Origin of the sequence: Duganella hordei, from assembly GCF_040369125.1 — a bacterium.
Lineage (GTDB): Bacteria > Pseudomonadota > Gammaproteobacteria > Burkholderiales > Burkholderiaceae_D > Rugamonas > Rugamonas hordei.
In genome coordinates this window covers 542,359-556,731 of sequence record NZ_BPWI01000003.1, presented here as the reverse complement: position 1 = coordinate 556,731, position 14,373 = coordinate 542,359, and the positions used below count along the sequence as shown (strand labels likewise).

At 64.5% G+C, this 14,373-nt stretch carries 12 protein-coding genes; 4 read left to right on the top strand and 8 right to left on the bottom strand.

The window, feature by feature from the left end; translation table 11 throughout:
* Positions 1-18: 18 nt before the first annotated feature.
* Positions 19-936, bottom strand: coding sequence for a LysR family transcriptional regulator (locus ABWW33_RS10595; RefSeq protein WP_353401368.1), 918 nt, complete (start codon positions 934-936; stop codon positions 19-21).
* Between the two features lie 96 nt (positions 937-1,032).
* Between ABWW33_RS10595 and ABWW33_RS10590 the strand changes: the two genes are divergently transcribed.
* Positions 1,033-1,473: an ester cyclase gene (locus tag ABWW33_RS10590; protein ID WP_176652186.1), complete on the top strand. Its 441-nt coding sequence runs from the start codon at positions 1,033-1,035 to the stop codon at positions 1,471-1,473.
* 9 nt (positions 1,474-1,482) lie between these two features.
* Here ABWW33_RS10590 and ABWW33_RS10585 read toward each other — a convergent pair whose 3' ends face one another.
* Positions 1,483-2,397, bottom strand: coding sequence for a LysR substrate-binding domain-containing protein (locus tag ABWW33_RS10585; RefSeq protein WP_353401366.1), 915 nt, complete (start codon positions 2,395-2,397; stop codon positions 1,483-1,485).
* 102 nt (positions 2,398-2,499) lie between these two features.
* Between ABWW33_RS10585 and ABWW33_RS10580 the strand changes: the two genes are divergently transcribed.
* Positions 2,500-3,492 carry a zinc-dependent alcohol dehydrogenase family protein gene (locus tag ABWW33_RS10580; RefSeq protein WP_353401364.1) on the top strand — a complete coding sequence of 331 codons (993 nt, stop codon included), beginning with the start codon at positions 2,500-2,502 and terminating at the stop codon, positions 3,490-3,492.
* 101 nt (positions 3,493-3,593) lie between these two features.
* Entirely contained in the window at positions 3,594-4,823 is a 1,230-nt protein-coding gene (locus tag ABWW33_RS10575) for a glycosyltransferase family 4 protein (RefSeq protein ID WP_353401362.1), read from the top strand.
* 197 nt (positions 4,824-5,020) lie between these two features.
* Here the strand turns inward: ABWW33_RS10575 and ABWW33_RS10570 are convergent, their stop codons facing one another.
* Genes ABWW33_RS10570 through ABWW33_RS10550 form a run of 5 tightly spaced genes read right to left on the bottom strand, consistent with a single transcriptional unit; the run spans position 5,021 to position 11,107 of the window.
* A complete protein-coding gene (locus ABWW33_RS10570; RefSeq protein WP_353401360.1) occupies positions 5,021-6,130 on the bottom strand; it encodes an ABC transporter ATP-binding protein in 1,110 nt (369 codons plus the stop codon).
* A 22-nt stretch (positions 6,131-6,152) separates the two neighbouring features.
* Positions 6,153-6,989 carry a carbohydrate ABC transporter permease gene (locus tag ABWW33_RS10565; RefSeq protein ID WP_353401358.1) on the bottom strand — a complete coding sequence of 279 codons (837 nt, stop codon included), beginning with the start codon at positions 6,987-6,989 and terminating at the stop codon, positions 6,153-6,155.
* Positions 6,986-7,885, bottom strand: coding sequence for a carbohydrate ABC transporter permease (locus tag ABWW33_RS10560; RefSeq protein ID WP_353401356.1), 900 nt, complete (start codon positions 7,883-7,885; stop codon positions 6,986-6,988). Before ABWW33_RS10560 ends, ABWW33_RS10565 begins: the two co-directional genes overlap by 4 nt.
* Positions 7,882-9,111: an extracellular solute-binding protein gene (locus tag ABWW33_RS10555; protein ID WP_353401355.1), complete on the bottom strand. Its 1,230-nt coding sequence runs from the start codon at positions 9,109-9,111 to the stop codon at positions 7,882-7,884. Before ABWW33_RS10555 ends, ABWW33_RS10560 begins: the two co-directional genes overlap by 4 nt.
* A gap of 1 nt (position 9,112) precedes the next feature.
* Positions 9,113-11,107: a hypothetical protein gene (locus ABWW33_RS10550; RefSeq protein WP_353401353.1), complete on the bottom strand. Its 1,995-nt coding sequence runs from the start codon at positions 11,105-11,107 to the stop codon at positions 9,113-9,115.
* A gap of 286 nt (positions 11,108-11,393) precedes the next feature.
* Between ABWW33_RS10550 and ABWW33_RS10545 the strand changes: the two genes are divergently transcribed.
* Positions 11,394-12,698, top strand: coding sequence for a sugar MFS transporter (locus tag ABWW33_RS10545; protein ID WP_444550989.1), 1,305 nt, complete (start codon positions 11,394-11,396; stop codon positions 12,696-12,698).
* Positions 12,699-12,807: 109 nt separating this feature from the next.
* On the opposite strand, the gene ABWW33_RS10540 is transcribed toward ABWW33_RS10545, so the two are convergent.
* Positions 12,808-14,316, bottom strand: a complete 1,509-nt coding sequence (locus ABWW33_RS10540) for a tryptophan halogenase family protein (protein WP_353401351.1) — start codon at positions 14,314-14,316, stop codon at positions 12,808-12,810.
* Between the last annotated feature and the right edge of the window lie 57 nt (positions 14,317-14,373).

Below are 14,373 nucleotides of genomic sequence, written 5' to 3'. Positions count from 1 at the left end.
ACAGTGTAGCCGATATTTTCAGCCGTACAGTTGGCCGCATGCCAGCGCCACCTGGCCGCGCAGCCAGCGCTGGGCGGGGTGGGCGTCGTTGCGGCGGTGCCAGTGCAGCACGAAGGGCACCGGCGCCAGGTCCAGCTGCGGCAGCGGCAGCACCGCCAGCTTGCCGCGCAGGCCGCTGGCTTGCACCACGCCTTCCATCAGCGTCGCCAGCAGATCGCTGTGGGCGACGATGGCCGGCGCCGCGTACATCTGCGGCAGCGTGATGGCGATGTCGCGCTTGTGGCCCAGCTGCGCCAGTCGCACGTCGACGTGGCCGACGCCGTCGCCCTCGGGCGATACCAGCAGGTGCTGGCAGGCCAGGAAGCCCTTCAGCGACATGCGTTTCTTCGCCAGCGGATGGCCCTTGCGCATGACGCAGACAAAGCGTTCCTCGAACAGCGGCATGGTCGGGATGCGCGGCGTGGCGCCGCCGGGTACGCCGACCGCCGCGTCCACCTCGCCGGCGTCGAGCAGCGACACCGCGTCCTCGCGCGCGCTAAAGGACTTGATGCGCAGCGTGATACCGGGCGCCAGTTGCGCCAGGCGCTTCTGCAGCGCCGGCAGCATGACGAAGGCCGGATGATCGGACAGCCCCAGCGTAAAGCGCACGGTGGAACGGGATGGATCGAAATCCTGGGTGAAATCCAGCGTGCGCTGAATGCTGGCCAGCGCTTCGCCCAGCGGCGCCGCCAGTTCCAGCGCGCGCGGCGTCGGCTGCAGGCCGGCGGCGCTGCGCACGAACAGCTCGTCCTTCAGCAGCAGGCGCAGGCGCGCCAGCGCGGCGCTCATCGCCGGCTGCGTGCGGCCGATGCGCACGCCGGCGCGGGTGACGTTGCGTTCGCAGATGAGGGCGTCGAAGGCGACGAGGAGGTTGAGGTCGATTCCATGTAAATCCATGCCATGGATAATACCGCATATCCATTATCGATTGGACTTGCGTTGGTGTCGCTTGCTACAGTGAGCGGGTCGTTCACTCACACAGGAAGCAGCATCATGACCATGCAGGAAAACGGCCTGACCAAGGCCCAGCAACAAGCCATGGAAAATCTCTACGGCGCCTTCAACCACAAGAACCCCGAGCTGCTCGAGCTGGCGCTGATGCCGGACTGGCAGGACATCCCCCTCGGCCCCGGCCAGCAGCCCGGCCTGGCCGGCATGAAGCCCATCGTCGAGATGTTCGCCGCCGCCTTCCCCGACGTGCATATCGAAGTGCTGGACATGTTCGGCCGCGACGGCCGAGCGGCGGTGCGGGCGCGGATCACCGGCACGCACCGGGGAGAGTTCTTCGGCATCGCGCCGACCGGCAAGCCGATCGCCATCGCCATCCACGAGTTCCATACGCTGGGCGAGGATCGCATCACCCACACCTGGCACCTGGAGGACTGGTTCGGCATGTTGAACCAGGTCGGCGCCTGGCCGCCGGCCGCTGCCTGACCGGGTTGTTCAGGCCATCAGCGCCGGCAGGCCCGCGGCCAGCGCATCGATGGCGGCACGCGTCTTGAGCGGAAGCTGCGGCGTCTGCAGCCACATCGCGTAATGGTCGTAGACCAGTGCCGCCTGGTCCGGCAGCACGCGCACCAGGCTGCCGTCGGCCAGCCGGCCGCGCGCCAGCCAGCCGGGCAGCCAGGCCAGCCCGGCGCCGGCGGCCGCCGCGTCGATCATCGCCGCCAAATCGTCGAAGCGGCAGCGGTGGCGCGGCACGATCTCGGCGTAGCCGCCGTCGGGCTGCGGGAAACGCCACGGCTGGACGTGGCCGAGGCGGGCGAACATGATGGCCTGGTGCGCCGTCAGCGCGTCCAGCGTGGGCGGTACGCCGTGCGCCGCCAGATACGCCGGCGCCGCGCACAGCACCATGTCGTCGCTGCAGAGCCGGCGGGCGACGATGCCGGCCGGATCGCCGACGCCGGCGCCATGCCGCGACAGGCTGCGGATCGCCAGGTCGACACCGTCGCCGGCCAGGTCGGCAAAGCCGTCGGCGAAGGACAGGTCCAGTTCCAGGCCGGGATGCCGCCCTGCCAATTCCATCAGCACCGGCAGCACGCAGACCCGGCCGAATAACGCGGGCATGCTGACGCGCAGCCGGCCTGCCGGCTCGGCGCGCTGGTCGTCGGCCATGGCGTCGGCCGAGGCCACGTCGGCCAGGATGGCGCGGCAGCGGTCGTAGTAGGCGCGGCCGAAATCGGTCAGGCTCTGGCGCCGAGTGGTGCGGTGGAGCAGGCGCACGCCCAGGCGCTGCTCGAGAAACTGGATGTGCTTGCCGACCATCGGGGCGGACAGGTCGAGCGCCGCTGCTGCTGCGGAAAACGAGCCCAGATCCACCGCGCGGACAAATACCGCCATGCTGGTCAGCCTGTCCAATTAAAAACTCCTGGTTTTTTCTGTCGTGCCGAGAAGGGGATTTATCCGCAAAATGAGCGGCGTGATAATCGATTCCATCAAAATTATATAGGAATGACGACCATGACACGCATAGTGAGATTCCATGAATTCGGCACGGCCGACGTGCTTCGCATGGAGCAGGTGGATCTGCCGGCGCCCGTTCCCGGCCAGGTCCGCATCCGCGTGAAGGCGCTGGGACTGAACCGCGCCGAGATTCTGATGCGCTCGGGGACGTATATCGAAACACCCGTGCTGCCGTCCGGACTGGGGCTGGAGGCGGCCGGCATGGTCGAGCAGGCCGGCGCCGGCGTGACCGGCTTCAACGCCGGCGATGCCGTCAGCCTGATCCCGCCGGTCTCGATGGCGCAATGGCCGACCTACGCGGAAGTCCTCAACTATCCGGCCGAACTGGTGGTGCGCCATCCGCCGTCGTTGAGCTGGGAAGCCGCGGCCGCGACGTGGATGCAATACCTGACCGCGTACGGCGGCCTGATCGACATCGCCGGCCTGGCGGCGGGGGAGCCGGTGGTGATCACCGCGGCGTCGAGCAGCGTCGGCCTGGCCGCGATCCAGATCGCCAATCTGGCGGGCGCCATGCCGATCGCCGTGACGCGCCATTCGGACAAGGCCGAGGCGCTGCGGCAGGCCGGCGCACACCATGTCATTGCATCGGAGGAGGAGGACCTGGCCGCCCGGCTGCGCGGGATCGCCGGCGCGGCCGGGGTCAGGGTGGTGTTCGATGCGGTGGCCGGACCGCTGTTCGAGCCGCTGACCGAAGCGATGGCGGTGGGAGGCATCCTGATCGAATACGGAGGCTTGAGCGCGCAGCCGACGCCGTTCCCGCTGGGCAGCGTGCTGGGCAAGAGCCTGACGCTGCGCGGCTACCTGGTGCACGAAATCCTGCGCGACGAACGGCGCCTGCGTGCCGCCCAGCGCTGCATACTCGACGGCCTGGCCGGCGGCGCGCTGGCGCCCGTCATCGCCCGCGTATTCCCGTTCGAGCGGATCGCCGACGCCCATCGTTACCTGGAGGCGAACCGGCACGTGGGCAAGGTTGTCGTATCCGTTCCATGACGTAGTTGTAGTCGCCGGGCTTGGCCGTCGGCTCGCTACGGCTATAATGCCTCGGGCCCGCCTGTGGTGGGCGGTATCGCTAAACAAGGCTGGATTTCTTAATGAATATTCTGTTCGTCCACCAGCGGTTCCCGACTCAATTTGCATTCCTGGCGCCCGCATTGGCTCGGCGAGGTCACAAGGTGGTGGCGCTAACCCTGCAAAAGCTCGAGGGTTCTCGAGCGGATGGTGTGGATGTCGTCCCGTATGGCCTGAGCCGGATCAGCACACCGAACATTCATCCCTGGTTAAACAGTTTCGAGTCCATGACCATACGTGGCGAGGCTTGTTTTCGCGCCGCGCTAAAGCTGAAGGCCGAGGGCTACACGCCCGACGTGATTGTTGCGCACCCCGGATGGGGGGAAAGCATGTTCCTGAAAGAGGTCTGGCCCGATGCGAAGCTGGGCATCTATTGCGAGTTCTATTGGCGGGTCCAAGGCGCCGACATAGGGTTTGATCCTGAGTTTCCAGCGGCCGACGACAGCGCAGGTTGCCAGGTGAAGTTGAAGAACCTAAACAATCAGCTGCACTTCGATATTGCCGATGCGGGGATCGCGCCGACGCATTGGCAGGCCAACACTTTTCCTGAACCCTTCCGCGGCAAAATCGCTGTCATCCATGACGGCATTGATACGGAGTTTGTAAAGCCAAATCCAGGCGTCAAGCTGACCTTGAATGGCGACGTCGCGCTTACCAAAGGCGACGAGATCATCACCTTTGTCAATCGCAACCTTGAGCCGTACAGGGGGTATCACATCTTCATGCGGGCGTTGCCGGAAATTTTAAGGCGCAGGCCAAACGCCAAGGTATTGATAGTGGGAGGGGACGGCGCCGGCTATGGTCCCCCGCCTGCCGACGGCCGCCAATGGAAGAATATTTTTGCCGAGGAGGTCCGCCCGCTGGTAAGCGATCAGGACTGGAGCCGCGTACACTTCCTCGGCAATATTCCATATGAACACTTCGTCCCGTTTTTGCAGATTTCGACGGTGCATGTTTATCTGACCTATCCTTTTGTCCTTTCCTGGAGCCTGCTGGAGGCCATGAGCGCTGGCTGCGCTATTGTCGCAAGCGACACGCAGCCATTGCGCGATGCCATCCGCCACGGCGAAACGGGACGATTGGTGGACTTCTTCGATGCAGCAGGACTATGCGATGAAGTCTGTTCGCTGCTGGACGACGCGGCGGCCAGGGCAAGCTTGGGAACGAATGCCAGGACGTTTGTAAAAGCCCATTATGACCTTCAAACAGTTTGCCTGCCAAGACAGCTGAAGTGGGTGGAAGACATGTTCTGACGTTCTTTCCCCGCCGTCCCAGTCTTAAAAAACCGAAACAAACACGCGTATCATCGCAGGACGCGGTGGTAAAACGCGATTGTTCAAGCAGGTCTGGACTCATTTTTTCGTTTAAAAGGCCTTCCGTGACAAGAGCGTCGAACTCGCTCCAATTCTTGGGCAAAACAGTAATTTCTTCCTTCGTCGACGGCGTTCGTTCAGCGCGTGCGCAGGCGGCGTTGGGCTTTGCCCGAGGCGTCGAACAGATGGATCGTTTGGGTTGGGAGGTCGAAAGGCAGCGTGTCGCCCACGCGCACCGTCTCGTCCATGGTCTTGGCGATCAGCGGTGGCGACCTGTCGTCGTGGCACACGTGGACGTGGCAGTGTTCGCCGAGCGCTTCGACGTGCGCGACGTTGCCGAGCCATGGTCCGCTACCCAGTTCGATATGCTCCGGGCGGATGCCGATGGTGACCGGCTGGCCGGCCACCAGGCCGTGCGGCTCGACCCCGGCCGCGCAGCGTTGACCCAGCACCAGCAGGGTCACGGCGCCGGCGTCTGGCGCGAGCACAGTGGCCGGCAGCAGGTTCATGGTGGGTGAGCCCATGAAGCGCGCGGCGAACAGATTGGCCGGGTGGTGGTACAGATCGAGCGGCGAACCGGCCTGCGCCACGCTCGAGCCGCCGTCGGCCTCGGCGGCCGGGCGCAAAAGCACCACCTGGTCGGCCAAGGTCATGGCCTCAACCTGGTCGTGGGTGACATAGATCATGCTGGCCGAGTCGAGGTCACGGTGCAGCCTGGCGATCTCGAGCCGGGTCTGGGCGCGCAACGAGGCGTCCAGGTTCGACAGCGGTTCGTCGAACAGAAACACCTTGGGCTGTTTGACGATGGCGCGGCCGATCGCCACGCGCTGGCGCTGCCCGCCCGACAGGGCGCCGGGCTTGCGCGCGAGCAGGGCGTCGAGTTGCAGGATGCGCGAGGCCTCGGCCACGCGGCGCTCGATGTCGACGCGCGGCAAGCCCTTGCGCTGCAGGCCGAAAGCCATATTGTCGTACACGCTCATATGCGGATACAGGGCGTAGTTCTGGAACACCATGGCGAGGTTGCGCTCGGCCGGCGCGACGTGGTTGATGATCGCGCCATCGAGGGCGATGCTGCCGCCGGTCGGGTTTTCCAGGCCGGCGATCAGGCGCAGGAGGCTGGACTTGCCACAGCCCGAGGGGCCGATGAAGACGCAGAATTGGCCGGCCCCGACGGTCAGGTTGACGTCGCGCAGCACGGGAACGCCTTGGTACGACAGGTCGATGTGGCGAAGAACCACTTGGGTCATGACAGACTCCGAAAAAGGGGGACTACTTGGCGCCGCTGGTCTGGTCGTTGAGCGTGACGAAATATTTGTTGAGCACGATATACAGCAGCAGGATGGGAAGCACCGAGATGATCGAGCCGGCCATGATCAGGTTCCACGAAGTGGCCTTGGCATATTGCTTGGCCACCGAGTTCAGGCCCTGGGTGAGCAGGTACTGATCGACGCTGGAGATGAACAGCAGCGGCTTCATGAACTCGTTCCAGATGCCCATGAAGACAAACACGGCCTGGGTGGCCAGGGCCGGCCTGGTCATCGGCAGCACGATGCGAAAGAAGCGGCCGAAGGGGCCTACGCCGTCGAGCATGGCGGCCTCTTCGATCTCGGCAGGGAAGTTAATGAAGAACTGGCGCATCATGAACACGTAGCCGATCGACACGGCCGAGGTCAGCACGATCGACAGGTGGGTGTCGACCAGGCCCATCTTGGCCACGATCATATACGCCGGGATCATCGTCACCTGGCCCGGGACCATGACCAGCAGCAGCAGCAGCTGGAAGATCAGTGCGCGGCCCTTGAAGCGAAAGCGCGCCAGGGCGTAGCCGGCCATGGTGTTGAAGATAACGTTGAGCAGAGTGACGGCCAGCGCCACCGAGAACGAATTCCACAGCCAGCCGGCGAACGGCCCCTGCAGGATCTGCTCGTAGGCGGCCCAACTGGGGTACAGCGGCAGCAGGCGCTCGGCCTCTGCGATCTCGCGATTGCTCTTGAGCGAGGTCAGGACGGCCCAGGCAAAGGGCGCCAGCGTCAGCAGGCAATAGGCGCCGAGGAAGCCGTACAGGCCGGCGCCGGCCAGTCGGGAGCCCGGCTTGATTGATGTCATGCGTTTACTCCGTCCAGTTTGACGATGCGATTCAAGATCAAGGTGGCGCAAAAGATGATCAGGGTCAGCACCGCCGCCAGTGCGCAGGCCAGGCCCATGGTGTTGTAGTTCTTGAAGGCGAAATGGTAGATCAGCAGGGTGAAGGTGAGGGTAGCGTTGTCCGGTCCCCCCTCGCCGCCGGACAGGATGAAGGCCTGGTCGAACACCTGGAAGCAGGTGATCAGGCCGATCGTCAGCACGTAGCAGGTGATCGGTGTCAATTGCGGCACACTGATCTCCCAGTGCTTGCGAATCGGGCCGGCGCCGTCCAGGATGGCCGCCTCGTACAATGACGGCGCAACTTCCTGCAGGCCGGCCAGGAACACCACCACGAAGCCGGGGATGGTGGAGAACACGTTCATCAGCATGATGACGCCGAGTGCCCAGTCGGGGTCGGCGAGGAAATGGATGCTCAGGCCAAAGTTGTCCTCCAGCGTGCGCACCACCAGGCCGTTGTTGTTGAACAGCCACATGAAGATCATCGTCATCGCCGCCGACGAAGTCAGGGTCGGCAAGAACAGAAGGGTCAGGAAGGCGCGCTTGAATTTGAGCCGGCCGTTCAACATACAGGCAAGGCACAGCGCGATGCCCGTTTGCAGCGGAACCACCACGATCACGTAGTGGAAGGTATTGCTGCAGGCGGCCCAGAACTTGTCGTCCTCGACCAGGTAGCCAAGGTTGCGCCGGCCGATGAAGCTGTGGCGGCCGGAGACGATGTCCATCTTTTGCTGCGAAACGAAGAGGGCGTAGGCGATCGGCAGCAGGGTGAACAGGCCCACCAGCAACAGCGTGGGCAGCAGGAAGGCGTAGGCGCCGATGCTGGCGCAGCGTGGCAGGCGGGGCGTGGGCCAGCTCATTTCTGGCGCGCGATTTCGCGGTTGGACACGGTTTCGGCCGTTTGCAGGGCCTGCGCCAGCGATTTGCTGCCGTTAAATGCGGCGCCGAACTGGTTGCTGAAGTTGGTGTCGACTATGGGCAGGCTGGTGCCGCGCGACCACACGGTGGCGTAGGCCGCGCCCAGCACGTGGGCACGCAGCTCTGGCAGCTTGCTGACCTGCATGGCCTCCTCCACGCTCCTGCGGCTGGGCAGGGTGCCGGACTCGCTGGCCCACAGCCGCATCCCGGTGCCCGTCATGAAGCGGGCGAACTGGAAGCCGGCCTCGCGGTGCTTGGCTTTGCGTGGCACGGCGTAGCTGACCACGAAGGCCATGGTCTGCCTGCGCTGGTTCACCGTTGGCATCTCGCGCGCCAGGAACTGGACGTTGGCGTAGTCTTTCTTGAGGGTTGCGAGGACCCAATTTCCTTCTACCATCATGGCGGCCTTCTGCGCGCCGAAGGCGGCGCCGCCCCAGTCGGCACCCAGATCGTCCTTGGATGAGGCCAGGTAGTGCTGGGCGTGGCCGGCGACCAGGGCGTTGAGATAATCGTAGACCTTGGGATTGCTGACCAAGCGAGCGTCGCCATTGGCGTCGATGATGGGCGTGCCGGCCGTCTCCAGTGCCGCCAAGTGGCGCGCCAGGTCCTTCTCGATCAGCATGGCGGCGGTGCCCTTGGGCAGGCGTGGTTGCAGTGTGCGCGCGAAACGCATCAGGGCATCGAAGTCGCGCGGCACGTCGGCCACCGCGAATCCGGCCTGTTTCAACAGCGCCGGATTGAGGTAGAGCGCCAGCGTCGAATAGTCCTTGGGCAGGCCATACAGCTTGCCGTCGGTGCCGCGGAAGGCGTCGAGAAAGCGCGGGTAGAAGTCGGCCGGGGCGTCGACCTTGCCGTCGAACGATTCAAGCACGCCGCTCTCGATCAGGACGGGCGCGTCGAGCGCGTCGAGGTAGAACACGTCGGGCGGATTGTCGGCGGCGAAGCGCGACTTGAGCACGTCCATGTACCTGTCTTCGATCACCTGCTTGTGGACGACGATGCCGGTCTGGCGGGTGAACGCGGCGCTGGCTTGGTCGAAGGCGGCCACCTCGCCCGGAGAGCTGGCCCAGATGGCCACCGTGACCGAGGCGGCGGCCCGGGCGCAGAACGGCAGCAAAAGCAAGGCGGCCAGCAGCAGGGAACGGGCCGGACCCGCGCGCTGGCGCATCTCAATCACCGGCGCTGGCGTGAACGGCGGACGCGTCGGCGCCGGGCGGCTTGACGGCCAGGTAGACCGTGCTCCAGAGTTGGGCGGCATTCGATTCGTCGGCGCCGGCGGAATCGGAACGGAAGGCTTTCATGTGGCAGGCGCCGTCGCGCCAGCCCCAGGCCCACAGTTCCGTGCTGCCCAGCGCTTGGGTGGCGTGGATGGTTGGCCACAGGATGGCCTCGGCGCCGGCCAGCACCGCGTGAGTGCTGGCCGGCAGGTCGTGCCGCCGGCGCTGGCGCGCCAGGCCGGCCGCCAGCAGGGCTTGCTGCCACGACCAGACGACGGCGCCGTGGTACCGGTCGGGCCCGAACAGTGGGCGCAGCACAGCGTCGGCGTAGGCGGCGTTGGCCACCAGCATGCCGACACTGGTCATCAGGCCGGCGGGGAAGGGGCGCATGATGGCGCTCAGTTCGCGCTCGATCATGGCTGCCGGCGGTTCCTGCAGCATCAGCGCGAAGCCCAGGTCCGAGTGCATCACGGCGATCGGCTGGCCGGCGTCGTCGAGCGCGATGGCGTGAAAGGCCAGCGCCGCGTCGGGCAGGCTGGCCAGGGCGGCGGCCGGGGCGATCGCCGTCTCGGCGGCGTGGCCGCGCACCGCCTGGCGCGCCTGCTCGGCGCTGCGGCTGACATGGAAGAGGGCGGGCACGCGCTCTTCCCACACCTGGGCCAGCTCGGCGGCACCGCCGGCTCCTGCCATGTATGGCGCCAGCAAGCCGCTCTTGAACAGCGCGTCGATGGCGCGCAGCGCCGCTGGCACCAGCACCGCATTGACGTTGTAGGAAATCGTCCCACCACCCAAGCCGTCGGCGCTATCGCGCCAGTCGCCGGTCTGCTGGCCAGGCTTCAGGTGGATCAGGGTGTCGATAGCGGGGCGGCGGGCGAAGGCGGCGGCGCCACGCAGCACATGGTGGAGATTGCGCGCCAGCGCGGTGCCGTGGCTAGGTCCGGCATGCGGCGCGTGCGCCAGGAAGGCGGCGGCGCGCGCGTGTCCTTCCGGCTGGCCCAGCAGGTAGGCGGCCATGACGGGGGCCAGCATGAAGTCGTCGTCAACCATCTTGTAATCGTACACCGCGCCGGCGCCGCCGTGCAGAATGGCCCATTCGCCGATATCTTCCTCGTGAGCCACATCGCCGTGTTCGCTCAGCCGCGCCAGCACGGCGGCCAGGCCGCTTTCAACGGCCTCGGCGGTGAGGGCCGGCATCAGCAGCAACAGCGCCATCAGGGTGTCGCGGCCAAAATAGGTGTTGAAGCGCCAGGAGCCGGCCAGCAACTTGTCCTCGTAGCTCAGGAAGGCCAGGCTCTGCAGCGCGCGCAGCGGGAGGGCTTCGGGTTGCCGCAGCAGGCGTTGCAGGCTCATCGGCCTGAGCGGCGGCTCGCCGCACAGTGCCACCAGGCGCAGGCGCAGGCGCTCGCCGGGCGCGGCGTGGAAGCTGATGCGGCCGCAGCGGTCGGTGTCGACGCGGCCGCCGAGCGCCTGCAGGGTGAGGGCGTAGCCAGGCTGGCCGTCCAGCCGCTGGCGCGACCAGTCGACGTGGTCGGCACCGAAGGCGACCTGATTGTTCACGCCGGCCGGCAGGCGGGCGTTAAACTGGTAGACGCGCAGCACGCGCGCGCTGCTCAGCACAGCCGCCTCGATGGTCAGCTCGGCGCCGTCGACGTCGAACTCGGTCTCGATGCCGAACAGCGCCCGACCCTTGGCGTCGACGCCGCGCACGGCGCGCATCAGCTGCGGACTGCTCCACTGCAGCGGCGTGCCGGGGACGCACCAGAGGCCGACGGCGCTATTGCCCGCAGGAAATGCGACCAGCAGGCGTGGCGCGGCGCCTGAGGTTTGCAGCAGATGCGCGGCCACCGGGCCTTGGCGCAAGAATTCGTTGTTGACCTGATCTTCGGTGATGGAGAAGCGCAGCAGGGGGGTGTTCGCGTCTTCTTGCAGCGGTGAAATCTGTTCCATTGATCTATTCCAGGACGATAAATGGCAAGGCCCGCTGGCGTGACCGGCACAGCATGGGTACCACGCCAAGGCAATAACGGATTGTGGATCGATTATATACGGCAGAGTTCGTTGCTGAGCCGCATTTGGCATATTAAAGCAGGTATTTTTCATAAAATAACCGGTTGCTCAACCATGAGCAACCGGTTGCTCTTATCGGCAATTATAGGTTAAGATGATTTTCAGTCCAATCATTTGGGTGGCCGTGCCGCGCGCGTTACTAACACCAATTATTCAAGGAGACACCATGGAACCCCTAGCATCGTCACGCCCGATGGCATCTGGCATTCCCGGCACCGGCGTATCAAATACCGGACCGCTGATCATTGTCACGATCCTGTTTTTCATGTGGGGCTTGCTAACCTCGCTCAATGACGTGTTGATCCCGCACCTGAAGGCGGTCTATTCGCTCAGTTACGTGCAGGCGATGCTGGTGCAGTTCTGCTTCTTCGGCGCCTATTTCATGGTCTCGCTGCCGGCCGGCATGCTGATCAAGCGGATCGGCTACCAGAAGGGCGCCGTCGTCGGGCTGCTCATCGCCGCCGGCGGCTGCGCCATGTTTTTCCCCGCCGCCACCAGCGGATACGCCATGTTCCTGATGGCCTTTTTCGTGCTGGCCGGCGGCATCACGATCTTGCAGGTGGCGGCCAATCCCTATGTCACGGTGCTGGGTGCGGCGAAGACCGCGTCGAGCCGGCTGACGCTGACGCAGGCCTTCAATTCACTCGGCACCACGGTGGCGCCGGCGCTGGGCGGCATGCTGATCCTGTCGGCCACAGTGATGACGGCCGCCGAACTGGCCGCGCTGCCAGCGGGCGCACAGTCGAGCTACCGCGCCGCCGAGGCGGCCACCGTCCAGGGGCCGTATCTGGCGCTGGCGCTGGCGTTGTTGACGCTGGCGGTGCTGTTCGCCGTCGCGCGTTTGCCCAACATCGATTACAAGGACGATGCGGCCGGCCCGGCGGTCGCCCAAGGCTCGGTGCTGGCGCATCGCCACCTGGTGCTAGGCGCGATCGCGATTTTCCTGTACGTTGGCGGCGAGGTCAGTATCGGCAGTTTTCTGATCAGTTTTCTCGGTGACAGCCATGTGGCCAGATTGGCACCGGCCGACGCCGCGCGCTATGTCAGCTTCTATTGGGGAGGCGCGATGGTCGGACGCTTCATCGGTTTCGCGGTGATGCGTTTCGTCAGCCCCGGCAAGACGCTCGCCTTCAACGCTCTTTGCGCGATCGCGCTGATACTGTGCGCCATCTTCAGCCACGGTTCGCTGGCGATGTGGTCACTCATCGCCGTGGGCCTGTGCAATTCGATCATGTTCCCCACCATCTTCAGCATGGCGCTCAACAAGCTGGGGAAGCTCACCGGCCCCGGCTCGGGCGTGCTGTGCATGGCGATTGTCGGCGGCGCCATCGTGCCTTTCGCCCAAGGCCTGCTGGCCGACACGATCGGCCTGCAATGGTCGTTCTTCGTGCCGGCCGCATGCTATATCTTCATTCTGTTCTTCGGCGTGAAGTATGCCGCCATGTACACCGACGAGCAAGCACGCGTCTGAGACGGGCAGGGCGAAGGGATAAGTGTGCTCGCCCGCCGCTAGCGCCGCGATGGGCGCGCGAATCGATGTCGTAAGGTTCCTGAACGTCGACGACTGGACTTGGCGGGCATCAGCGGGGGACGGCGCAATGGCCGGCGATGAAGCTGGCATGCGAAGGCATTATCTTCACGCAGGCGCTGATCACCGCCCCCACGTGGTCAAGGTGGCGCTGGATTTTTTCCTCGCTGAGCAAGTCCACCAGCGGGTGATAGGATTCGGGACGGATGCGCTGCCCATGCAAGACCTGGAGCCAGCCCACTTCGGCGAATAGCTCCATATTGTCGCGGACGATGCGGCCGTGCGTACGGAACAAGTCGATCTTGTGGCGCAGTGTGTCCGGGATATCCATCGTGCGGCAATAGTCCCAGAACGGCGTATCGGTGCGTTCGGTCGCCTTGTAGTGCAGGATCAGGAAGTCGCGGATGCGCTCTGTCTCGAAATCGCACTGGCGATTGAATTCATCGATATCGGCAGGGTGCAGGCCACCGTCCGGGAAAAACGTGATCAGGCGCGCGAGCGTTGATTGGATCAAGTGAATACTGGTCGACTCAAGCGGTTCCATGAAACCGCTCGACAGCCCCAAGGCTATGACGTTCTTGTTCCAGGTGCGCTTACGTTTGCCGGTGGTGAAGCGCAGCAACTTCGGATCCGTCAGTGGTTTGCCGTCGAGGTTCGCGAGCAGGATCGCTGCCGCTTCGTCATCACTCATGAATTTTCCGCAGAACACGTGCCCATTGCCTGTGCGGTGCTGCAAACCGATGCGCCATTGCCACCCGGCCGGGCGTGCGCTTGCTCGCGTGTACGGCAGCAAGTCCTTGGCCGGTTCGCATGGCACGGCATAGGCGCGATCGCAAGGCAGCCAGTGACTCCAATCTTCAAATCCGGTTTTCAGTGCCTGTTCGATCAATAGGCCACGGAAGCCCGAGCAGTCGATAAACAAGTCGCCGCCGATGCGTTCGCCGCTTTCCATCACTAGCGTATCGACGTGACCATCGCCATCGCGAACAATCACGTCGACGACCTTGCCTTCGGTACGGATCACGCCATGCGCCTCACTATAGCGGCGCAAATACCTGGCATAGAGGCCGGCGTCGATGTGAAAGGCGTATGCGATGTCAGCCAACGGCGAGTTGGGTTGTTCGTTAGTGGCGCGCATGAATTTGGAGCCGCGCGCCGCCATCTGGTTAATCGAATAACGGCCGATATCCGGGGCCCGGCCCGCCTGGTGCATTTTCAGCCAGTACTGTGAGAAATCGACTGGCCACAAATCCTGGCCGAACTTGCCGAAGCTGTGCATGTAGCGGTCGCCGATCTGGCCCCAGTCGACAAACTCGATGCCGAGCTTGAAGGTGGCCATGGTTTCGCGCATGAACTCGTCCTCATCGATGCCGAGTACATGATTGAATAGTTTGATCATCGGTATCGTCGATTCACCCACGCCGACCGTTGAAATGTCGTCCGATTCGATCAAGCGAATCGTGTACTTTTTTTGCAATAATTTGGACAGGGTAGAGGCGGCCATCCAACCTGCAGTCCCGCCGCCGACGATCACGATATTGCGGATGTGTGTTGATTCCATGTCCTGCCTCAGGCGAAATTGAAATCACCGCCTGTCGGCCAGGAGCCGACAGGCGGT

Excerpts from the sequence above, each read along its gene's own strand:
- ABWW33_RS10570 (WP_353401360.1), bottom strand. The coding sequence starts at position 6,130 with ATGACCCAAGTGGTTCTTCGCCACATCGACCTGTCGTACCAAGGCGTT.
- ABWW33_RS10540 (WP_353401351.1), bottom strand. The coding sequence starts at position 14,316 with ATGGAATCAACACACATCCGCAATATCGTGATCGTCGGCGGCGGGACT.
- ABWW33_RS10555 (WP_353401355.1), bottom strand. The coding sequence starts at position 9,111 with ATGCGCCAGCGCGCGGGTCCGGCCCGTTCCCTGCTGCTGGCCGCCTTG.
- ABWW33_RS10590 (WP_176652186.1), top strand. The coding sequence starts at position 1,033 with ATGACCATGCAGGAAAACGGCCTGACCAAGGCCCAGCAACAAGCCATG.
- ABWW33_RS10545 (WP_444550989.1), top strand. The coding sequence starts at position 11,394 with ATGGAACCCCTAGCATCGTCACGCCCGATGGCATCTGGCATTCCCGGC.
- ABWW33_RS10575 (WP_353401362.1), top strand. The coding sequence starts at position 3,594 with ATGAATATTCTGTTCGTCCACCAGCGGTTCCCGACTCAATTTGCATTC.
- ABWW33_RS10580 (WP_353401364.1), top strand. The coding sequence starts at position 2,500 with ATGACACGCATAGTGAGATTCCATGAATTCGGCACGGCCGACGTGCTT.
- ABWW33_RS10560 (WP_353401356.1), bottom strand. The coding sequence starts at position 7,885 with ATGAGCTGGCCCACGCCCCGCCTGCCACGCTGCGCCAGCATCGGCGCC.
- ABWW33_RS10550 (WP_353401353.1), bottom strand. The coding sequence starts at position 11,107 with ATGGAACAGATTTCACCGCTGCAAGAAGACGCGAACACCCCCCTGCTG.
- ABWW33_RS10565 (WP_353401358.1), bottom strand. The coding sequence starts at position 6,989 with ATGACATCAATCAAGCCGGGCTCCCGACTGGCCGGCGCCGGCCTGTAC.
- ABWW33_RS10595 (WP_353401368.1), bottom strand. The coding sequence starts at position 936 with ATGGATTTACATGGAATCGACCTCAACCTCCTCGTCGCCTTCGACGCC.